The organism is Bradyrhizobium sp. UFLA06-24, assembly GCF_054967145.1.
The window spans coordinates 146,623-168,586 of the sequence record NZ_JADFUE010000007.1; the positions used below are offsets into that span (position 1 = coordinate 146,623).

At 64.8% G+C, this 21,964-nt stretch carries 18 protein-coding genes; 5 read left to right on the forward strand and 13 right to left on the reverse strand.

Annotated features, from left to right (window positions below):
- Positions 1-380 precede the first annotated feature (380 nt).
- Positions 381-1,016 (forward strand): MarR family winged helix-turn-helix transcriptional regulator, encoded by a 636-nt coding sequence (locus IF809_RS08960; protein ID WP_128964448.1) that lies wholly within the window; start codon positions 381-383, stop codon positions 1,014-1,016.
- A 902-nt stretch (positions 1,017-1,918) separates the two neighbouring features.
- Here the strand turns inward: IF809_RS08960 and IF809_RS08965 are convergent.
- Entirely contained in the window at positions 1,919-3,502 is a 1,584-nt protein-coding gene (locus IF809_RS08965; RefSeq protein ID WP_453982215.1) for a porin, read from the reverse strand.
- Between the two features lie 518 nt (positions 3,503-4,020).
- Between IF809_RS08965 and IF809_RS08970 the strand changes: the two genes are divergently transcribed.
- Entirely contained in the window at positions 4,021-4,500 is a 480-nt protein-coding gene (locus IF809_RS08970) for a MarR family winged helix-turn-helix transcriptional regulator (protein ID WP_128964446.1), read from the forward strand.
- An 81-nt stretch (positions 4,501-4,581) separates the two neighbouring features.
- Here IF809_RS08970 and IF809_RS08975 read toward each other — a convergent pair whose 3' ends face one another.
- Positions 4,582-5,664, reverse strand: coding sequence for an alpha/beta hydrolase family protein (locus IF809_RS08975; protein WP_462837401.1), 1,083 nt, complete (start codon positions 5,662-5,664; stop codon positions 4,582-4,584).
- Positions 5,665-6,201: 537 nt separating this feature from the next.
- Between IF809_RS08975 and IF809_RS08980 the strand changes: the two genes are divergently transcribed.
- Complete coding sequence (locus IF809_RS08980) at positions 6,202-7,266, forward strand: ketopantoate reductase family protein (protein ID WP_128964444.1); 1,065 nt, start codon at positions 6,202-6,204, stop codon at positions 7,264-7,266.
- 19 nt (positions 7,267-7,285) lie between these two features.
- Here the strand turns inward: IF809_RS08980 and IF809_RS08985 are convergent, their stop codons facing one another.
- The gene (locus IF809_RS08985; RefSeq protein WP_462837402.1) at positions 7,286-8,290 is read right to left on the reverse strand and encodes an Acg family FMN-binding oxidoreductase; all 1,005 of its coding nucleotides are present in this window, start codon (positions 8,288-8,290) and stop codon (positions 7,286-7,288) included.
- Positions 8,291-8,789: 499 nt separating this feature from the next.
- Between IF809_RS08985 and IF809_RS08990 the strand changes: the two genes are divergently transcribed.
- Both IF809_RS08990 and IF809_RS08995 read left to right on the forward strand, forming a co-directional pair.
- Positions 8,790-9,608, forward strand: coding sequence for a CxxCxxCC domain-containing protein (locus IF809_RS08990; protein ID WP_462837403.1), 819 nt, complete (start codon positions 8,790-8,792; stop codon positions 9,606-9,608).
- Positions 9,609-9,712: 104 nt separating this feature from the next.
- The gene (locus IF809_RS08995) at positions 9,713-11,224 is read left to right on the forward strand and encodes a helicase HerA domain-containing protein (protein WP_462837404.1); all 1,512 of its coding nucleotides are present in this window, start codon (positions 9,713-9,715) and stop codon (positions 11,222-11,224) included.
- 5 nt (positions 11,225-11,229) lie between these two features.
- Here IF809_RS08995 and IF809_RS09000 read toward each other — a convergent pair whose 3' ends face one another.
- The 10 genes from IF809_RS09000 to IF809_RS09045 form a co-directional block, all read right to left on the reverse strand.
- Entirely contained in the window at positions 11,230-12,255 is a 1,026-nt protein-coding gene (locus IF809_RS09000) for a HoxN/HupN/NixA family nickel/cobalt transporter (RefSeq protein WP_462837405.1), read from the reverse strand.
- 173 nt (positions 12,256-12,428) lie between these two features.
- Positions 12,429-13,169 carry an ABC transporter ATP-binding protein gene (locus IF809_RS09005; RefSeq protein ID WP_462837406.1) on the reverse strand — a complete coding sequence of 247 codons (741 nt, stop codon included), beginning with the start codon at positions 13,167-13,169 and terminating at the stop codon, positions 12,429-12,431.
- Positions 13,166-14,014, reverse strand: a complete 849-nt coding sequence (locus IF809_RS09010) for an ABC transporter ATP-binding protein (RefSeq protein WP_164938474.1) — start codon at positions 14,012-14,014, stop codon at positions 13,166-13,168. The genes IF809_RS09005 and IF809_RS09010 overlap by 4 nt, the downstream gene beginning before the upstream one ends.
- Positions 14,014-15,837, reverse strand: a complete 1,824-nt coding sequence (locus IF809_RS09015; RefSeq protein ID WP_128964437.1) for an ABC transporter permease — start codon at positions 15,835-15,837, stop codon at positions 14,014-14,016. The genes IF809_RS09010 and IF809_RS09015 overlap by 1 nt, the downstream gene beginning before the upstream one ends.
- 53 nt (positions 15,838-15,890) lie before the next feature.
- A complete protein-coding gene (locus tag IF809_RS09020) occupies positions 15,891-17,045 on the reverse strand; it encodes an ABC transporter substrate-binding protein (RefSeq protein ID WP_462837407.1) in 1,155 nt (384 codons plus the stop codon).
- 32 nt (positions 17,046-17,077) lie between these two features.
- On the reverse strand, positions 17,078-17,656 hold the full coding sequence (locus IF809_RS09025; protein ID WP_128964435.1) for an alkylhydroperoxidase domain protein: 579 nt from the start codon (positions 17,654-17,656) through the stop codon (positions 17,078-17,080).
- A gap of 14 nt (positions 17,657-17,670) precedes the next feature.
- Positions 17,671-18,270 (reverse strand): CMD domain protein, encoded by a 600-nt coding sequence (locus IF809_RS09030; RefSeq protein WP_164938982.1) that lies wholly within the window; start codon positions 18,268-18,270, stop codon positions 17,671-17,673.
- Between the two features lie 33 nt (positions 18,271-18,303).
- On the reverse strand, positions 18,304-19,338 hold the full coding sequence (locus IF809_RS09035; RefSeq protein WP_462837408.1) for a putative FMN-dependent luciferase-like monooxygenase: 1,035 nt from the start codon (positions 19,336-19,338) through the stop codon (positions 18,304-18,306).
- 130 nt (positions 19,339-19,468) lie between these two features.
- Positions 19,469-20,251 (reverse strand): MetQ/NlpA family ABC transporter substrate-binding protein, encoded by a 783-nt coding sequence (locus tag IF809_RS09040; protein WP_462837409.1) that lies wholly within the window; start codon positions 20,249-20,251, stop codon positions 19,469-19,471.
- 176 nt (positions 20,252-20,427) lie between these two features.
- Entirely contained in the window at positions 20,428-21,855 is a 1,428-nt protein-coding gene (locus IF809_RS09045) for an MATE family efflux transporter (protein WP_462837410.1), read from the reverse strand.
- Positions 21,856-21,964 lie beyond the last annotated feature (109 nt).

Sequence of the window (21,964 nt, forward strand, 5' to 3'; positions counted from 1 at the left end):
CCACGAGTGTCTTGACTTGATTTTGTTGAGAAGCTCATTCATCGTTTCGGTCGAACATAAGAAACGTCTGCGTGTGTTTTGAAACTCAGGGGCTTCGGTTGAACAACTCCGATCCATCGTCCAGCAGTGACGGCAGCTCGGGCTTTCGTTCGACGGCCCCGCGGTTGGCATGCCATCGGTCTCGTTTCTCGCGCAGACTTCTGCGACGCCGATCTGTCCAGGTCGGATGCCCTGCAGTCCAAGCCTTCGCGCTGAAGCCGGGCACGAGGCACGCATCGGACATCGCTGCGCATCCGGCATCTCGTGAGGCATTCGTGGGCGACGGCGGAGAGCGGCTTCGGGATGCCGCACACGCGATTCCCGGAGCGAGGTAGGAATTCATGCCGTTGGCACGCGAAGCAGTCGAGCTGCTGGTTCAGGCGGCCAGAGCCTGGTATTTCGAAGGCAATCAGCACGGGTTGCGTGATCGGGAGTGGATGGCGCTGCGCTTTCTCGGGCGCGCCAACCGCTTCTCGCGCACACCGTCCGCACTCGCCGGGTTCATCGGCGCGACGAGGGCGACCGCCTCGCAGATCGTGAAGACGCTGGAGAGCAAGTCCTTCCTGGTGCGCAAACCGTCGCAGGAGGACAAGCGCTCTGTCGTTCTGCACGTCACCCCACAGGGTGAGAAATGCCTGAGCCAGCACGATCCGATCAATCACGTGGTCAATGCGGTCAACTCGCTCGGCACCGAGGAGTGCATCAGGCTTCGCGACTCGCTCCGCGAGATTCTCAATCATCTCGATGCAGCTCATCAGCGGCTCGACGCGAGCATCTGCCGCGATTGCATGTTCCTCGCCGAACGCAGCCCTGGCACGGGCAAGGGACGCACGACCGCGGAATTCATGTGCCGGTTGTATCGCGCTCCCGTCTCGCTCGAGGAGACGGAGCTGCTCTGCACCAGCTTCGAACGCACCCGCGACCGTCCCAAGATCGAGGAGCATTTCGATCGCGCGCGCGTCGCAAGCCAGGGTTGAGCTGCGCAGTTCGTTGCGACGTGTGACGTTGCTCTCCAAATCACGGCGTCATTCCCGCGAAGGCGGGGAAGCCAGTACTCCGCGGCTTCTGGGTTCAACCATTGCCGTCTCGGAGTACTGGATCGCCCGGTCAAGCCGGGCGATGACAGCGAGCTTGTAGACGCAGACACGCCTTCGCGATCTCGCGGCGCATTTCGCCCGAGCTTTGCTTGATCTGGCCGCCCTCTGATCCAAGAGGGCGCAGGGAAGACCGGGTGCTGACCTTGCACCCGCGGTCTGCTGCGCGAAGATGTAGCGCAAAAAGACCGCACAGCAGCATACAGGTGGTGCCAATCACTCGGCCTTCCCTGCGCGATGGTTTGACGGCTTATGCCGCGCTCTCCCGGGAGCCGATTTCCCTCTGGCCTCCCTCGCCTCGCGAATTGGCGATGCAGTTAACCCGGTTGGGCGCTCCACACCTCCGCGACGGCTTGACCGTAGCTACGACGGCCAGGACCACACGGTTTTGCCGTACGCGCATTCGCCGGCCACAGGGTCTTGCAGCAGTGTGCACACGCGCTGCAGGAATGTTGGCGCAACGAACTGAACAGCCTCGTTCGTCCCCACGCAGGTTTCGGGCTCACAGGGACTACCCGCCCTGCCCGCACCCCATCGTGCCGACGCTGCCGCGTCCACCGCATCCCCGGCTCGCGAACGTGACGACGGACGATCGCCCCTCAAGACCAAGCCGGGATGGGCGACACATACGTCATTTCCGAATTTCGGTAAAGCGGAATATTTTTGCGCAAGCGGATTGACAGCCTCAGCGGTGTTTTGCCCGTCGCCCCACAGCCCTATCCGGCACAAAAAAACACCCGGCGGTTTCCCGCCGGGTGCGCGTTACGTGTCTGGATCGATCGAGCTTACCAGTTGCGCTGGGCGCGCAGGATCAGAGCCAGCGAGTCCTGGTCCTTCAGCTCGTAAACCGCGACCGGCTTGGCAGTCGTGACGCTCGGGGAGATACCAACCGAACCCGCGTACTTCTGGTCGAGGTGGGTCCAGGAGAGGTCCGCGGAGAACGTCAGGTTCTTGACCGGAGTCCAGCGGGTGACGACACCCATCTGACCGATCGCGAAGTCCGGGTTACAGCTGGTCACACCAGCCAGGCCGCCGAACACGCCGCCAGTACCGCCGGCGCCGCACAGGGTGGTCTTGGCGAGCGTACCAAACTGGGCCTGAGCGTAGGCGCCGTAGAGCGAGGAGTTCCAGTAGGGATCCCAGTTGTGGGTGTAAGCGCCACGGAAGCCCCAGGTCTTGACCGTCTCCTGCGAGCTGCCGGTCACGAACACCGTGTCGGGCGCCTGGGCGAAGCCGAGGCTGCCGTAAGCGCCGGCAGCGCTCGAGCTGCCGTACAGAGCATAGCTGCTGCCAGACAGGTTCTGGAAGTTGTAGCGCGTCGCACCGTCGGTGTAGACGCCCTGGATGTTGATCGTGTCACCTGCGCCGGTCGGGATGTTCTTGATCGACAGAGCGAGCTGCACGGCCCAGCCCCACTTGTCGTCGGGGTGGCCAGTGGCTTCGGTCGCGCCGTAATAGCCAACGTGGTTGTCATGCGCAGCCACCGACGCCTGGAACAGGCCCCAGGCCTGGTCGACTCGCACCGCACCGACGAGGTTCGGCGAACGCGAACCGCCGATGGCGTTGGTGCCATACGAGCCGCCGATCATGCCGCCCGCCGTCGCGCCGCTCATGTTCAGGTTGCCGGCCTGATAGTAAGCCGTGGCATCTTCAGCCGAGAACGACGCCGTCACGCCCTGGCCGAAGTCGGCCGTATAGGTGAACTGAGTGACGCCGGTAACGGTGCCGCCGCCGCCGACGAGGTTGTCGGTGAGGTTGCCGGGATAGTTGGTCCAGGGCGCGTCGAACTGCGACACGGCCTTACCCATCGTGAAGCCGGCGAACTGGATGAAAGCGTAGTAGACGCCGAGTGCACCGGCCGAGGTGTTGCCGTCGGTGCCGTTGACGCTGCCGCTGCCGTTCGAACCGACGAGGGCGGTGCCCGCAGCGTTCAGACCGAGCGCGCCGCTATACACGGTGCCGCCCGTTGCCGAACCGGTCGGGGTGTAGTTGCCGGTCGTCCAGGTGAAGACGCCATCGAAGAAGGTGCGGACCACGCCGTATTCGGTCGCGGTGCGGGTATCGATGTTCAGGTCTTCACGGGCGCGGAAGGTGTAGTAGTTCATCAGGCGGTTGCGGGCACCCGCAGTACCGCCCTGGTTCGGATTGAAGTCCGAGTTGGTGCCGAGGTTGGCATCCGCACGCAGATAACCACCCAGCTTGATGCAGGTGTCGGTGCCCGGGATGTAGTAGAAGCCGGCGCCGTACAGCGAGCAGATCTTCACGTATTCGACCGCCTTGGCCTTCACGGGGAGATCGGCTGCGAACGCGCCCGAGACAGCCATCAGGCTGGCGGCCGTGCCGAGAAAGAGCGTCTTCGTCAACTTCATTAGTAAGCCTCCAAGTCGGTTCCGGGGGCTCGGCTCCCCGATGGGAGGCCGCTCTGCCCTCTTCAATTTCCGTTCAATCCAGTCCGCACAGAAGGTTCGGAACTGAAACGACAGCGAGGTGCCCCCTCCATCGTGGACTCACGTATAGTTTATAAAAACAACCGTCTCAATTTGTTGATTTGGTAAATCGAAACTTCGGAACCGAATGTTGCACGGGGGCAACAGGGCCCGCATCCGGCTTAGTAACCTTCAGTTAACCGGCCCGATTAACGGAAAAAGCCCTCGGGGGGCATCCCGAGGGCTTTCTTGGAGGTCTCACATCGCTGTCGTCGAAAGGTCAAGAGCAGCAAATTCTGAGGACCACAGACCTAATTTAATTAATTGCTTTTTGCAAGCAATAAGCGTCCTTGCGCTTTGGTATGATAGGTCTACGGCCCCAACATGGCTTGCGCGGGCGGGCAAGGCCTGTCCATATCTCATCAAAAAAATGACCAAGCCAAACGGAGGGGACAAGCCGCATGATCGAGAAGAAACTCGACAGAGCGATCAGAGACTTCATCTGGAACGTCGTCGAGATCCATTCTCAGCTGGAGGACATCCACACCAGCTGGGCTGGACTGCTGGGTATTACCGAGCCGCAGTGGCTGATCCTGATGGCAATCACCGAGCTCGACGAAGGGCGCGGCGTGGCCGGCATCGACATTGCGAACAAGCTGCGGGTCCACCCGGCCTTCGTGACCAACCAGACCAAGAGTCTCGAAAAGGCAGGCCTCTTGTCGCGGCGCCCCGGCGCCGACGATGCACGCTTCGTCCTGATGTCGTTGACGACAAAGGCGACGGCCGACATCGAAAAACTATCCAAGCGCAAGCTCGCTCTGAACTCGACCATGTTCAACGAACTCGACGAGAAGACCCTGGCTGATCTCAATGCCACGCTCGCAACGATCGCCAAGAACGCCCGCTTGGCTGCGCGCCTGCTGGCGATCGATGCGTCCTGAGCCGTCGATCATTCCACGCGCAGCGACGGCCCGGGCTCACGGCGCCGCAATTGTTAGAGCGCGCACTTTCGGAATCGTGCGTCAGAGGTAGGTCACGGCATCGAGCTTCCGCTCGGCTCCGAGCTTGCCGTCCAGCCATTCGAAGATAAAGTCGTCGACCGCGACGAAATTCTCGACCTCGCCGAGAGGATGCGGGATGCGGTTCGGCACGGCGACGGAGCAATCGGCTCCGGCCTGCCGATAGCCGGCTTGCAATTCGAGAGCGTCCTGCTCCCAGACCATGGAGCGGCTGCCGACAACCACGAGCAGCGGACATGCGATCCGGCGCGACGGTACCAACGATGCCGCTGCGGTGCCGTCATCGACGGACGGGCCCATGCCGATGGTCCGGCGCAGCCACGCCCGACGCATGGCCGGCATCGCAACACCGCCGTCACATATGGCGGCAGCAATCCTGCGATCCGAGAACGCAAGCCGGGACGCGTGCGCGGCGCCCGCTCCTTCGCCATAGATCGCGATCCGCTGCGGATCGACATCCGAACGGGCTTCCAGATAATCCAGCCAGCCATGAAGCGCCTGCTCCTGCCGGGACGGACGGCGAACGGAGGGTTGGCCGACGTCGATGAACAGCAGCGACATGGTCCCGCAGAGCGAGCCCGGCAGCAACCGGCTCATCATCGAGCCCCGGGCCATGCCCTCGTCGCCGACGCAGATGACCACGGGTGCGGAAGACCCGTGATGGCGCGCCGGAAGAAAGAAGCCGGCAAGCACCGCTTCATCGGGGCCATCGATCTCGACCCGCTCGATCGCCGGACCGGCGTCATCCGCGAAGCCCCGCAGGCCCTGACCGACCTTCTCCGCGAGATCGGTGCCATCGAGGTCTCCCGGACAGGCCAGGCTGCGCGCAACCTCGAGCGCCGTCAGCCCGCACAGCCACGCCTCCCGCGCATCTTGCGCAGAGCCGTCGTTGCGCGCGGTCGCCGCGAACGCCAGGTGCTCGTCCGCGATCCTCGACCAGTCCGAAATCCATACATGCCTGCGCGTCTCGCGTACGAGCTCTGCGACGGACAGGCTCTCGAAGAATCCGGACGCGCGGCTTCGCAACCTCGCCAGGTTTCGCCCGGCGCCGTTGCACGAGGGACGAGAGCGATGATCAGCTTGCATCTCGGCGCGCTCGTCAGCAATTGGCGGGATATGCGCTCGGGCCTTCCGGCCTTCGCGCAGCGACCCGGCCGGACCAAACCGCCGGTCTTTCCAACGAGCCCGTTTCGATGCGAACGTCGCGCGGCCTCAACTCAATCGTCACGTCTCAGCTCCGTTGCTGACGTACTGTCATAGTCCGCGCACTCTGCCATTTTTGCGACGCCGGCTTTGCAATTTTTTGTTGCCACCAACGACTAAAAATAGATCCCATTGATGACATTGAAGGCACGAGGATGTGCGGCGGATTGCCGCCTCGCCGATGCTCGACGACTCCCGGCTTCCGTAAAACAGCAGGCCTCTGAGCGGAGGGCCAGTCGGCGATCCTGTTCAATCGGGCAATGACGGCCGCCTGGGCCAGCCGGCTTCGGAAAAGGCGGCGGTCCTTGTATGCATTATCCCAGTTGCCATCACTGACCCGTTTGACTTACATGCCCCTCAACGCACCTGGGATCACGGACCGGGGCTCAAAAATCACACCAGATATCGAGGGGACGAAACATGGCGCGTAACATTTTGATTTTAGGGGCTTCCTACGGATCCCTGCTGGGCACCAAGCTGCTGATGGCCGGGCACAACGTGACCCTGGTCTGCCGCGCCAAGACCGCGGAGCTGATCAACCGCGACGGTACCGAGGTGCGCATCAAGCTGCGCGACGAAGCCGTGCACCGCGCGATCTTCTCGCGCGACCTGCCCGGCAAGTTGGATGCGGTGACGCCGCAGAATGTCGACGTGTCCCGCTACGACATGGTCGGGCTGGCGATGCAGGAGCCGCAATATACCAACCACACGGTCCGCATGCTCATGGTCAAGATCGCCGCGGCGAAGCTGCCGTGCCTGTCGATCATGAACATGCCGCCGTTGCCGTACCTGAAGCGCATCCCGGCGCTCGCCGACATGGACCTGGAAGAGGCCTACACCAATGCGCAGGTGTGGGAGCGGTTCGAACCGGGGCTGGTCACGCTGTGCTCGCCCGATCCGCAGGCCTTCCGTCCGCCGGAAGAGGCGGCGAACGTGCTGCATGTCGGGCTGCCCACGAACTTCAAGGCCTCCGTTTTCGCCGACGATAAGCACAACAAGGTGCTGCGCGAGCTCGAATCCGACATCGACGCGGTGACGCTCGACGGCAAGGATGTGCCGGTCAAGCTGAAGGTGTTCGATTCGCTATTCGTGCCGCTGGCGAAATGGTCGATGCTGCTCACCGGCAACTACCGCTGCATCACGCCGCACGAGCCGCAGTCGATCCGCGATGCCGTGCATGGCGACCTCAAGCGCTCGCAGACGATCTACGACCATGTCGACGCGATCGCGCGCCGCCTCGGCGCCGACCCCGCGGACCAGGTGCCGTTCGCGAAATACGCCAAGGCCGCCGAGAGCCTGCTGAAGCCGTCGTCGGCGGCTCGGGCCGTGGCCAGCGGCGCGCCCTTCATCGAGCGCGTCGACCTGCTGGTGAAGCTGATCTCGCATCAACTCGGCGTGCCCAATGCCGAGATCGACCGCACGGTCGAGACCGTCGACCAGAAGCTGAACGAGAAGATCGTGCAGGGCGGATCGGGCGCGCAGTGACGGCTTTAGCGCGGCGGCGTTATTTCGCGCCTCTCGCGATCACCTGAGCAACGGGCCGGCGCAACGACTTGGGCAGCTCCGGCCCGGTGCCGAAACGCACCACCAGATCGGGCAGGCGCGCGCCGAGGTCGAGATAGGCCGCCAGTTGACGGCGGAGGCCCGGCACCTCGACCGGCTGGTTGACGAAGGCATATTTCAATCCGAGCGCCGTCGCCTGCAGGGCGAAGCGCTGGCAGGCGCGTCCCACCTCGACCCAATGTGCGGCGTCGTCACGCTCGGCGACGAACACCGCAAGGCCGGCGGAGCTCTGGATACCGGCGCGGTATTTGTCGTTCTCGCTGCGTTCGGTGAGCACGAAAGGCAGCAGCGGCTGCGCCAGCCAGCGCGGCAGAGCCGGATTGCCCGAAGCGCGCGAGAACAGGCCGTCCATGGTCGCAACCGCCTCGCTCTCGCTGAAGCGGATCCAGGCCTTGAGCTCGTCCATGAACCTGGCGTCACGCATCTGCATCGTGTTGCCCTCGACCACGTAATCCGTCACCGCCGCCATCTGCCCGCGGTCGGTGACGAGAAGGATCGCAACGCCTTCCCCGGTGCCGGCCCGTTCCAGCTCGCGCAAGAGGTCGGTCGCCACGGGCTTGCCGTCATAGACGGCGCGCGTCGACTGCCGGTGCGGGATCGCGGCCAGCAGCGCTGATTGCTCCGCCGCAGTGCTTTCGAGATCTGCCATGATCGCATCGGCTTCGAACCGCAGCGTCGGCCGCAGCCCGAGGGCGGGGGCCGCATGTGTCAGGTTCTCGGCCGCACAGCCGAGGCTGACGAAAACATGATGATCGTTCGGATCGACCGCGGGACAGCGACGCGAGAAATCCGGCGCGATGGTGATGCTGCGCGGCCCCATGGTGAAGCGCCAGGGCTGGGTGTTGTGGCTGTTGGCGGCCAGCGTCGCATAGCGGACGATTTCGCCAAGGCCGCCTTCGGCGCGCAACGGTGCCCAGGTGGCGCGCACCGCCTCCGCGTATGTCATGGCTGCGGCCGCGTGCGACGGCTGTGACCGCATTGCAGCCGCGCAGGCAATTCCCGCCATGAAACGTCGTCGGTTGAGCATGCAAGACCGCCCTGCAGTGTTCGACGAGGATGCCGCGCGCGCTCGCCTCCGGCGTTGACGTCGCGCAAGTTCGGCAGGAGAGATCGAGCGATATCACGACTGCGTGACGACAACGCCTGTCACGCTCGATCTTCTGGCGACTCTGCGCACCGCCACGGCCTCATCAGGCCGCGAATTGAGCCGCGCGGCCGAATTCACGCTCCAAATGACGTCAATGACGGGCGTGACCACGCTTCGTGATCTTGCATTTCCGCAAGCGCTGCATGCGCACACGGCAGGCCCCGTCTTCTTGTCCTGAAGCAGAAAGGTGATCATTATAGCTGTTCAAGTCAGGTGTCCGTGACCTGTTTGCCAGTCTGCTGTTTCGGCGCCCGCCGGGAGGCCAGGCAGGAAAACCGAGGCAACAAGAACAACAACAATGGACCAGGCGATGCTGAGCGTCGTCCGCGCGGTAGAGGCAGGCGCGACGACTATGAAGGGCGTGATCGACGCCACCGGACTATCCCGTCTCAAAATCGAACGTGCGTTGAATGCGCTCGAGAAGCAGATGCTGCTGGTTCGCGACAGCCGGGGCTTTCGCGCGACTGGCCTGCCGAAGTCCGCGCCGCTGACCCGGCAGTGCGGATCGTGCAACGCCTGCTGCGACATTCTCGAGGTCGCCGCAGTCGACAAAGCCGCGCACCAACTCTGCAAGCACTGGCGGACAGGCACCGGCTGCACCATCTACGACCGCCGCCCACAGATGTGCCGCGCCTTCGCCTGCGCCTGGCTGCAAGGCCACCTCGACGACGAATGGTTTCCCGCGAAGTCCGGCATCGTCGTGCATTTCAGCCAGGATGCCGTGAACGTCACGGTCGATGACCACTGCCCCGATCGCTGGCGCGAAGAACCCTATTTCAGCAAACTCGCGGAATGGTCGCTGAACGGGATCAGGCGAATCGGCAACCGCGGCTATGCGACCCTCGTGGTCTCCGGCGCGAACCGGTTCCTGCTGCTCGGACGCACGGTCGTTCCCGAACCGACGCTATCAGGCACGGCATTTCTGCCGCTGACCGCAGACACCTTTCGATTCTGGCGGGCGACGTCGGCGGAGCATCTGCAGCGGCTGCATGAGCGCATCGCCGAGATCGAGCGGATCCGGCAGGAATTCGGCTCCTGCGCGATCCCTGAGAATGACGACGACGATCCTCGCGCACCTTATCGGCCCGCACTTCTACGGCTATCCGGTCACGCCTGAAGTCCCCCGTGGGCAACGCGGCCTGATTCGCCCTGTTTCCCTCGACGCGTCCCGATCCGGTTGATAAGCCCCTGTCCGCGAATGGCGGGATTTGAGTCGGGGACATGACGGTTGCGATCGAGATGGGGCTGACCACGGCGGGCGCCGCGGCGGCCATGGACCTCGAGGAACTCCTGGCGACCCGGCTTCTGGTGCAAGGCAACTCCGGTTCCGGCAAGTCGCATCTGCTCAGGCGCCTCTTGGAACAGAGCGCGCCCTGGGTGCAGCAGGCCATCATCGATCCCGAAGGCGATTTCGTCACCCTGGCCGAACGATTCGGCCATCTCGTGATCGACGCCGAGGATCACACCGAGCGCGGCCTGCAAGTCGCGGGCGAACGCGCGCGGCTGCATCGCGTCTCCACCGTGCTCAATCTCGAGGGACTGGACGCCGAGAACCAGATGCGGCGCGCCGCCGCCTTCCTCGGCGGGATGTTCGACGTCGAGCGCGACCATTGGTACCCGATGCTGGTGGTCGTCGACGAGGCGCAGCTGTTTGCGCCGGCCGTCGCCGGTGAAGTCTCGGACGAGGCGCGCAAACTCTCGCTCGGCGCCATGACCAATCTGATGTGCCGCGGCCGCAAACGCGGACTCGCCGGCGTCATCGCGACGCAACGATTGGCAAAGCTCGCCAAGAACGTCGCGGCGGAAGCCTCGAACTTCCTCATGGGCCGGACCTTCCTCGACATCGACATGGCACGTGCCGCCGATCTGCTCGGGATGGAGCGGCGGCAGGCGGAAGCCTTCCGCGATCTCGAACGCGGGCAATTCATGGCGCTGGGACCTGCGCTGTCGCGCCGTCCGTTGCGCCTGAACATCGGCCCGACCGACACATCTCCGCGCAATTCGACGCCGCGCCTGATGCCGCTGCCTGGAGCGACGCTGGAGGATGCGCGCGCGGTGATCCTGGCTGCGCCGCCGCCCGATGCCAGCCGGCCACAGCGCCGGCCGGCGCCTGATTTGCTCGAGCAGCTCCGTGCGGCGAAGGCCGCTGCGCCCGAGATCAGCCTAGAGGAGGTCGAGGTCCCCGTCAGCGCCGAAGAGCTCGCCGAGCGGCGCGAACGCGTGGATCGAACGCTGCGCGCCGTGCTGGCCGCCCCCGATGCCGGCTTCCGCGCCATCGGCGTGCTCTATCAGGAATTCGTGGTCCGCTGCCGGATCGAAGGCCTCGGCGCCTCCGTGCCTGACCTCAGCGAATTCCGCCGCATGCTGACGCATGCGCGCGCCGGGCTCGGCACTGATATGGCCGAGGACGATGCGTGGCAGGAGGTGACGCTCCGTGCTTCGATCCTGCCCGACGACATGCAGGGCGTGTTCATGATGATCGCGCGCGCCGCCAAGGAAGGTTGGCCTTGCCCCGGCGATGCCGCGATCGCCCGCGCCTACGGCTCGCACTCGCTGCGCCGGGCGCAGCGCCTGCTCGGCTACATGGAGGAGCAGGGCCTGATCGTGGTCCAGCTCGACGGCGGCGGACGCCGGATCGTCACGCTGGTGGAACTGGCCTGGGCGACCGCGCCAGGCGATCCCAACGGCGACGATCAGCCGGCGGAGCAGATGCCGAGCGCGGCGTCGGCCTGACGCTATCAAGCTGCCGCAAACACGCGGCGGTAAAACAGGCGCGAGACCATCCAGGCGATCACAAACAGCGCGATCACCGCGAAGCCGATATTGGTGAGCGATTCATTGAGAACACCGACGAGCGCCCACACACCGCCGTCGAGTCCAAACCGATCGGAGATCAGGCCAAGCGCCTCGACGCCGCCGATGAACAGCGCGACCGCGACGGACGCGCCTGTTATCGTCAGGTTGTACCAGAGCTTGCGCAGGGGATCGACGAAGGCCCAGCGATAGGCGCTCACCATCAGCGCGGAATCGGCGGTGTCGACCAGCGCCATGCCCGACGCGAACAGCGCGGGGAAAACCAGGATGTCGGCAAGCGAAGCACCGCGCGCGGCTTCGGAGGCGGAGATGCTGAGCAGGCCGATCTCGGTCGCGGTGTCGAAGCCAAGGCCGAATAGCAATCCGAGCGGGAACATGTGCCAAGGTTTGGTCACCAGGCGGAACATCGGACCGAACAGCCGCCCGAGAAATCCGCGGTTGGCAAGAAGTGCATCCAGTCCGGCGGCGTCGTGAACGCCCTGCTCGCGCGCCGCGCGAAAGGTCCGCCACAAGCCGGCGAAGATGGCGAGGTTGATCGCCGCGACCGCCAGCAGGAACAGCGCCGACACCGAGGTGCCGATCAGGCTGCCGACCTCCTTCAACAGGCTGTCGCCGCCGAGGCTGACCACGCCGAAAGCGAGCAACATGGACGCGACCACCACGACGCTGGAATGGCCAAGCGCAAAATAAAGGCCGACGCTGCGCGGCGTATCGCCCGCCTGCATCAGCTTGCGCACGACATTGTCGATGGCGGCGATGTGATCGGCGTCGACCGCGTGACGCAGGCCGAACACCCAGGCGAGCAGCGCGGTCGCCATCACCGCAGGCCGGTCGCCGAACGCCGCGAAAGCCCAGGCCCATGCGACAACATTAGCGGCGAGGAGACCGCCGAACAACAACACGAGTCCGGGCTCGATCGCCCGCTTAGACGATATCGTCACGTCACGCATTCCGCCGCACACCATTGCTTCAGCGGTATGATCTTTTCACAAGATGGTCATACTGACTAGCCCAGAACGAGGTCGTCATGCCCGGGCTTGTCCCGGGCATCCACGTTCTTCGCTGCAAAGCAAGACGTGGATGGCCGGTCGAGCCCGGCCATGACGATGGAGGCAGCGGTGCCCTATGCCGCCTCGGAGCCGCCGAGATAGGCATCGCGCACGCGCGGGTCTTCCTTCAGTGTCCGCGCCGGGCCCGACAGCACGATCTTGCCGGTCTGGAGCACATAGGCTTCGTGGGCGATCTCCAGCGCAAGGCTGGCGTTCTGCTCGACCATGAAGATCGAGACACCTTCCTGGTTGATGGTGCGGATCAGCTCCAGCACGCGATCGACATAGAGCGGCGACAGGCCCATGGTCGGCTCGTCCATCACGATCAAGCGCGGCCGGCTCATCAATGCCCGCGCCATTGCGACCATCTGCTGCTCGCCGCCGGACAACGAGCCCGCGCGCTGCGCCAGCCGCTGGCCGAGCTTTGGGAACAGCGTGAGCATTTTGTCGAGATCCTGCGCCACGGCGCTGCGGTCGTTACGTACGAAAGCGCCCATCAAGATGTTCTCGCGCACGCTCATATCCGCAAACAGCCGTCGCGCCTCCGGCACCGAGGCGATGCCCCGGCGGACGATCTGCGGCGTCGTGAGGCCGATCAGCGAGACGCCGTCGAACGTCACCTCGCCCGAGCGCGGCTTCACCAGGCCGAGAATGATCTTCATCGTCGTCGACTTGCCGCTGGCGTTGCCGCCGAGCAGGCACACGATGTGGCCGCGGCCCACCGTGATGGAGAGGTCGAAATGGACCTGGGCCTGGCCGTAGAAGGTGTTGACGTTGGTCAGCGCCAGCAGCGGTGCGGGTGCGCTCGTCGTCATGCCGCGCTCTCCTGCTCCGTCGTTCCCGAGAGGCCGTGGCCGAGATAAGCCTCGATCACCTTGGGATCGCCACGCACCTGTTCGCCCGGTCCTTCCGCGATCTTCTTGCCCTCGTCCATGACGATGACACGGTCGGAGAGGCGCATCACCATCTCCAGCTTGTGCTCGATCAGGAGGATGGTCAGGCCCTCCGCCTTCAGCTCGGCGACCAACGCCTGCATCTCCGCGGTCTCGCTCGGGTTCATGCCGGCGGTGGGTTCGTCGAGCAGCAAAAGACGCGGCTTCAGCGCCAAAGCGCGCGCGATCTCGACGCGGCGGCGATTGGCGTAAGAAAGGCTGTAGGCGGGCTGGTCGATCCGCGGTAAGAGCCGCTCACCAAAACGGGCGAGAATGGCTTTGACCTCTTCGCGCAGCCGCTCCTCCTCGTTCCTGACGCTTGGAGGACGCAGCAGCGCCAGTCCCAATTCCAGCAGCGGGCCGATCACCGGCACGGCAGGCTTCACCGCACGCAGGCGCGTGTGGGCGCCGATCAGGACGTTGTCCATCACGCTGAGATTGCCGAAGACGCGGCCGAGCTGGAAGGTGCGCGCGATGCCCTGCCCCGCCAGTCGTTCCGGCGACAGGCCGGTGATGTCTTGCCCCTCGAAACGAAGCTCGCCTGCGTCCGGCCGGTCGAGCCCGGCGACGAGGTTGAACAGGGTGGTCTTGCCGGCGCCGTTCGGGCCGATGATGCTGACGAGCCCGCCCTTGGCGAGATCGAGATCGATACCGTCAACGGCCGTCAAGCCGCCGAAGCGGCGCGTCAGCCCGCGCAGCGATAACAGCGGTGCATGCGGCTCCCCCATCAGATCGTCCCCAGCAGGCCCTGCGGCCTGAACCGCACGAGCAGCAGCAGCACGATGCCGTAGATCAGGATGCGATACTCGGCTGCGATTCGGAACATTTCGGGCAGGCCGACCAGCGCGACCGCACCGACAATGGCGCCGACGACATTGCCGAGGCCGCCGAGGATCACGACGGTCAGCGCCAGGATCGATTGCTGCGTGTTGAAGGTCTCGTGGTTGATGTAGGAGTAGAGATGCGCGGCAATGCCGCCGCTGATTCCGGCCGCGAAACCGCCGAAGATGAAGGCCAGCGATTTATAGCGGTTCAGGCTGAGCCCATAGGCACGCGCGGCGATATCGTCGTCGCGGATGGCGCGAAAGCTGCGGCCCAGATGAGAGCCGAGCAGGCGGGCCTGCAACAGTGCGAGCACGACCATCACCGCAAAGGCGAACCAGTACACCGACGCAGGGCTGATCAGATCATAGCCGAACAGCGACAATGGCGGGATGCCGGAAATGCCAATGGGCCCGCGCGTGACGCTTTCCCAGTTCAAGATCACCAGCGAGACGATCTCGCCGATGGCGAGCGTCGCGATCGAGACGTAATGCCCGCGCAGGCGGAACGAGGGCGAGATCAGGATCGTGCCGAGCGCGGCGCTCATCAACCCGCCGGCAATGATGGCGAGGCCGACTGGAACCGAGAGTGTCAGCGACAGCAGCGCCGAAGTATAGGCGCCGATCGCAAGCAGCGCGGCGTGCCCGAGCGAGACCTGGCCGATCGTGCCGGCCACCAGCGTGAGGCTCAGCGCGAGCATGCCGAGCAGCCAGGCGTTGATCAGGGTCTGGAGCACGTAGAACGACACCGGCAGCAGCGGCAGGAGCACGAACACGGCAACCGCGACGGCCAAGGCCCAGCGCGGAATCCGCACCGGCCGGCTCGGTGCGATGAAGGTGCCGGTGAGCGGCTCGGGCGGCGCCTGCCGGGCGCTGGCGAACAGGCCGTTCGGCCGCAGCACCAGCACGATCACCAGCAGCAGGAAGGCGAACAGATTGCGATAGCTGGTGCCGAAGACGGCGACGCCGTAGCTCTCGACCAGTCCCAGCAGAAGACTACCAACCACAGCGCCGGGCACATTGCCGGCGCCGCCGACGACCTCGGCGACGACGCCCTTCAGCGTCGCCTGCAGGCTCATCGCAGTGTCGATCTGATTGTAGTACATGCCGACCAGAAGGCCGGAGACGCCGCCGAGCGCGGCCGCGATGCCGAACACGGTCTGATTGACGCGGTTGACGTCGACCCCCATCTGCATCGCGGCGTCGCGGTCCTGCGAGGCCGCACGCACCGCCCAGCCGAGCTTGCTATAACGCAGGAACACGAACAGCAAAAGCGCGCTGGAAATGCCGACGCCGGCAATGAGCAGGTCAAGCGGTCCGATCGTGCCGCCGCCGACCTGGAAACGCACGTCAGGCAATTGGCTCGGCAGCGCGCGCGGATTGGGCGAGAAGGTCAGCATCACCAGCTGATCGAGCACGAAGCTGATCCCGATTGTGGCCAGCAGCGGCGCAATGCGCACCGAGTTCTGCAGCGGCCGTAGCCCGAACCGCTCGATGACCAGTCCGACCAGTGCCGCCAGCACCGCCACGAAGATGATGGTGAGCGGCAGCGGCGTATGCAGCTGCACCACCGCGACCCAGCCGATATAGGCGCCGACCAAATAGATCGAGCCTTGCGCAAAGTTGATCAGCCGGCTGACGCCGAAGATCAGCGCGAGCCCGACCGCAACCAGAGCGTAGACATTGCCGACGATCAGGCCGTTGATGGTGTAGTCGAGCCAGGAAGACACGCAGGGTTCCTAATGGAGGGAGAAAGGCCGGTGGCGAGTGCTCCGGCCATCATTCAGGTCGGCTTGCCGTCCCAAAGCGCGAACTGGCCCTTGCGCACGACGAGCTCGGCATTCATCGCGCCCTTGACGCGGCGGGTCGCGACGTCGAAGGTCGCGGTGCCGAAGATCACGCTGGGCACGTCCTTGACCTTGGCGAAGGCGTCGCGGATGGCGCGACGGTCGGTGCCGCCGATTCTCACGAGGGCGGCGGCCATGTTCATTGCATCATAGGAATATGCGTTGAACGCGTCGGGCTCCTGCCCGTTGTACTTCTTCTTGAAGCCGGCGATGAATTTCTGCACCTCGGGCCGCGGATCTTCCGGGAAATAGCGCGTGCCGACATGAACGTCCTCGACGGCATCTCCGCCGAGCTCGAGAAATTTCGGCGAATAGACCGAGCTCGCGGCACAGATCACCTGCTTCAGCCCGATCTGACGCGCCTGGCGCGCGATCAACGCACCGTCAGAATAATAGGAGATCAGGACGAGGCCATCAGGATTGGCGTCACGCACGCGGACCAGCGTGGAGCGGAAGTCGCGCTCCTCGGCGATGTAGCCTTCGGTGATGACGATCTCGGCGCCATATTCCTTGGCCGCGTTGTTGAAATAGTCGCGGCTGGTGCGGCCCCAATCGGTGTTGAGGTGCAGCACCGCGAGCCGCTTGAGGCCGAGGCCCTTGACCGCATATCGCGCGAGCAGCGGCTGCTCGTCGGCTTGGCTGACCGAGGTGCTCCACATGAAATCGCCGCCCTTGGTGAAATCAGGGTGCGAATTGGTGAAGCCGAACTGCACGAGTCCGCCGCGCTGATAGATCGGCGAAGCCGCCATCGAGGCGGGACTGGAGAAATCGCCAAGCTCCAGCACGATCCGAGGATCGGACACGAACTTCTGGGCGATCGCCACCGACTGGCGCGGGTCGCTCTGGCTGTCCTCGAAGGTGTAGGCGAGCTTGCGGCCGTTGATGCCGCCGGCGGCCATGATCTCGTCGAGGGCGAGATCGAAGCCTTGCTTCCATTGCGTGCCGTATTGCGCGTTGGGCCCCGTGAGCGGACCGCTGACGCCGAGCAGGATCGGATCGGTGTCGGCATAAGCGGCGCGCGAGAGCGACGTCCCCGCCACTGCAGCGGCGAGTGAGCCCTTGATCAGAGTTCGACGATTGATGTTGCTCATGTACGGCTCCATCCAGTCAGATGTTGAAAAGACTATTTCGAGGGCTCGCCCAGCGACAGCATCAGCCGATTCGCCCAGTTGAAGAACGAGGCGCCGTTGATGACGTCGACGATCTCGGCATCGTCGAGGCCTGCTTTCCGCAGCTCCTCGATGTTATCAGGGCCGAACGCGATCGGCGTCGAGGCCAGCGCCACCGAGGCTTTGACCACGGCATTCCAGCGTTCGCCCAGATCGGCATTGACGCCCTCATCGAGCAGCTTCTGCACGTCATCGCGGCGCTTGGAATAGGTGCTAGCAAAGCGCGCATGAACCGAGGCGCAATAGATACAGCCATTGTAGCGCGACGTCGCAGCGGCAGCCAGCTCGCGCTCGGCGCGCGGCAGGCCGTCGGCGACATTGTAGAAGATGTCCTTGTCGGTCTTGGTACGGGCTTCCAGCACCTCGGGATCGCGCACCAGCAGGCGGAAATATTCCGATTTGGCGCGGGCGCGATCGACAAGGCCGGCGAAGTGCCGCTCGGTCAGTTCGGCCTCCGGCAGCGGTTCGATCCAGGAGACCCAGCCGAGCTCATCCTGGGTGAAGACGACGGGCGGATTGACAGCGGCGCTCATGTGCCAGCCTCCTCTTATGCGTTCACGGTGGCGAGCGTGCGCAGGCCGCAGACAACCCGGACCTGGAACGAAAGGAACGCGACGAGCTGTGAGAACGTGACGATGCCCGTGGGAGACCAGCCGGCGGCAAGCAGCGCCTTCATGTCGCTGGACGCCGCATCGCGCGGCCGGAACACCAGGAGGTGCGCATGCTCGAACGCTGCGACGAGCCTGGCGCCGAGCACGGGCTTGCTTGCCGCGCTCACGCGGTAAATCAGGCCTGCCGTGTTCTCGACCGACAGCGGACCGGCCGGAAACGAGCCATACGGACCGGAAGTCTTGCCGCGCGCGATCTCCGCATCGATCGTTTCAAGCAGAACCGCACCACCGGCGCTCGCCGCAAGCTTGTCGCGATAGAAGGTGGCAACCGGGGACTCGCCATGCAGTCCGGTCACGAAAGCCGCGACCGCCGCACGTTCGAGCAGCGAGAATTCGCCAGCGTCGATCGGCTCGAACAAGGCGAGATAGCTCTTCTGCGCGTTCTCGCGCGCCTGCAGACGCTTGGCGCGAATGGCGTCCAGCGCCGATCCCGGTTCGATTCCGGCGAGCGTGTCGATGATATCAGTCGGCGCCATCATTCAAACCTCGTGCAATTCCGTAAACTCTGACTAGCCCGCCAGAGCCACGTCCGACGCAGTCCGGCTCCAGCCCAGCGCCGGCGCGACCTTGTCGGCGACCAGCTCGATCGAGCGCAGGACGTAAGGATGGGGTGCATCGACCGAATGGACCTGGAACACGAGATCCGTCACCCGCTCCAGGGTCGCATCCGTGCGCAGCGAAGCGATCACCTCATCAGTGCCGCCGACATGCGTGTCGAACGCTGTGATCATCTCCTCCAGCGTCTCGCCCGGAGGAAGGTGACCGCCCTTCATGAACTGCGGCAGCGCGCGCCGCAGCCCAATATCCGCAAGCCCCAATGCCTCGCGATGATCGTCGGCGACGAAGACACTGCGCGATGCCATGATCCGTGGTTCGGCGCCTGGTGGCAGCGCGGCGAGATAGGCATCGATGATCGGGTTCTGGATTTCGGCAAGCGTGGCGTTTGGCGCCTCCTTGGCCCGCGGCTGGGTGCGCGACAGCAGCAGGCCGTCGCCTGCCTTGCCGGCGCGCGCGCCGCCCGCCACCGAGAACGTCGCCTGCCAGATGCGCTTGTCCAGTTGCGGCCGCTGCGGATAGAGCGTGTCGCCGCCCTCGAGCGGCTTGCCGGTCAGCGCCTTGCGCACGACGTCGAGATTGCGGGCAAATATCTCGTTGCGCTGGGCGCCGTCGAGGCCGAAGGCGGCGAAGGCGGACGGGTTCCCCCCGGTGCCGACGCCGAGCTCGAACCGGCCATTGCAGAGCAGGTCGAGCACCGCGGCGTCCTCCGCCACCCGCACCGCGCTCTCCAGCGGCAGGGTGACGATCCCCGTCCCTAAGCGAATCCGCGAGGTCTGAGCGGCGACGTAGCCGAGGAAGGTGAAGGGCGACGGCAGCCCGCCCTCGCGCTCGTGAAAATGGTGCTGCGCGATCCACGCGGAATCGAGACCCGCCTTCTCGGCACGCACGATCTGCTCGGCCGCGAAGCGGTAGCGCTCCGCCGGCGGCGCCTCGTCCAGCAGCCGTGTGAAGAATCCCAGGCGTTTCAGGTTGGCAAAGCGTTTCATACGACCCCTGTCGGGCGAGGATGGCCACGGCCCGATGATGTCGGTTGCCGCGGCCCGAGACAAGCGGGCAATGCGCAAGGCTGCCGGCCGGGATCGGCCTCCAGCGCAGGACTTTGGTTAGGCAGCTTGCCTACCAGCTCGGCAACACCGCGCCCTTGAACTTGGTGAGGATGAACTCCTTCACCTCGGGCGTGTGATAGCTGTCGACCAGGATCTTGACCCAGGGCTTATCCTTGTCGGCGCTGCGCACAGCGATCAGATTGACGTAGGGACCCTTGGGGTCCTCACGCAGGATCGGATCCTTGACCGGATCGAGGCCGGCCTGGGTTGCATAATTGGTGTTGATCGCGGCGGCGTCGACGTCGTCGAGCGCGCGCGGCGCCTGCGCCGCATCGACCTCGACGAATTTCAGCTTCTTTGGGTTCTCGGTGATGTCGAGCACGCTCGGCTTGAAGCCGACGCCGTCCTTCAGCTTGATCACGCCCTTGTCGCGCAAGAGCAGCAGCACGCGACCGCCATTGGTGGGATCGTTGGGGATCGAGATCTTGCCGCCATCCGGGACGTCAGCCCAGCTCTTGTGCTTTTTCGAATAAACGCCGATCGGAAAATTCACGGTGAGGCCGACCGACTCGATCTTGTAGCCGCGATCGGCCTTCTGGTTGTCGAGATAGGGCTGGTTCTGAAACGAATTGGCCTGGATATCACCGGCATCGAGCGCGGCATTCGGCACGACATAATCGGAGAACTCGATCAGCTGGATGTCGAGGCCCTGCTTGGCCGCGACCGGCTTCACCGCCTCGAAGATCTGGGCGTGCGGGCCTGGCGTCACGCCGATCTTGATGGTCTCGGCGGAGCTTGCTGCCGACCATGCGGCGAGCACGGTTACGAGGATCAAGGCGGGACGAAATGACATCGAGGGTCTCCATAACTCAGCAATGGTAACAGGGACCGTATTCGCTTCTCCGCCGGGCGAAATCAATGAAATGAAAATCCATATTGACCGCCCGCGGCGGGCGACGCTTCTCCATTCACCGCCAAACAGGAAACGAATGCAGATTGGGGCCGTGACCAGCCGCGTGAAAGCCCTACCTAGGCACGCCGCTCGGCACCCCAGGTCGACGGTGACAGCATGATCAGCACGCAGATCATCGCATAGGCGGCGAGTGACGCGGTGATCAGGCTGGCGAGCCCGGTCATGCCCGCGCCGAAATAAGCCACCGCAATCCAGCCGCCGCCGGCCGCGATCAGGATGCGCGCGACCGCGGACATCAGCGGGCCCATCGCCCGGCCCGTGCCCTGCGCCGCGAAGGAGGTGACGAAGCCGAACCCCAGCGCCGCATAGGCCGGCGCGACGATGCGCAAGTAAGTCACGCCCTCGCTCACGACATCAGCGTCATGGCTGAAGAGATGCAGCCAGGCCGTCGGAAAGATCGCGACCAGCAATCCGATGGAGCCGGTCATGATCAGGCCGGCGGCGCCGCTGACCCAGCCGATCCTTTGCGCCCGCGCGGTCTGCCCGGCGCCCATGTTGACGCCGACCATGGTCAGCGTCGCCGTGCTGATGCCGAACAGCAGCGGGATCATGATGTAGTCGAGCCGCGAGGCGATGCCGTAACCGGCGAGCGCCGAGGTGCCGAACAGGCCGACCGCGCCGGTGACGAGGATCACGGTGAGATTGGTCAACACGGCGTTGAAAGCGGTGGGGATGCCGACCTTCAGCATATCGCCGAAGATCTTCGCACGGAGCGGCACGATGTGCAGCCGCAGGCCGGACGCACCGGAGGACATGTAGCGCAGCAGGAATAGCATTGCCGCTCCGTAATAGAGCCCGAAAGCAAGACCGGCCCCGGCGATGCCGAGGCTCGGGACCGGCCCGAAGCCGAAGATCAGCAGCGGCGAGACCGGAATGGTCACGATTGCGCCGATCAAGGTCACAAGCGCCGGCACTTTGACGTTCCCGGAGCCGCGCAGCGCGGCCGCCTGGAGGTTGACGACCCACACAGGGATCGCGCCTGCGAACAGATAGCTGGAATAGCTGACGGCGGCTTCGAGCGCGCCGCCCCGCCCGCCAAGGACACGGAACAGCGCCGGGCCGGCAAAGTGCACTCCCAGCGTGAACACCGCACCCGCAATGATCGCAAGCACGATCGCATGGAACAGCGCCGCGTCGGCATCGCCCCGGCGGCCGGCGCCGACCGCGCGCGCTACCGACGAGGCGACGCCGGAGCCGAACCCGCCGTTCGACATCATCGTCATGAGCATGAAGATCGGGAACACCAGTGCCGCGCCGGCCAGCGCATCGGTGCCGACAAAACCGACATAATAGGCCTCCGCAATGTTCACCGCGGTCTGCGCCACCAGGACGGTCACGGTCGGCGCCGCGAGCTTGAACAGCGTCGGCAGGATCGGAGCGGTCAACAGCGCAGCGCGGCGCTGGTCAGCGGATGTCGCCGCGGGTCGAGGCGCGGCCGCCTCCACGACGGACATGGGCGGGGCGATGGCATCCTCGACAGACATTCCTGCGGTCCTGTTTGTCTTTTTCCCGGGCCGCAGAAGGTCGCAGCCATTGCATTACGGCTATAATGCAATATTATGATCGTAATGCAATAGCAGGTCGCTCACGATC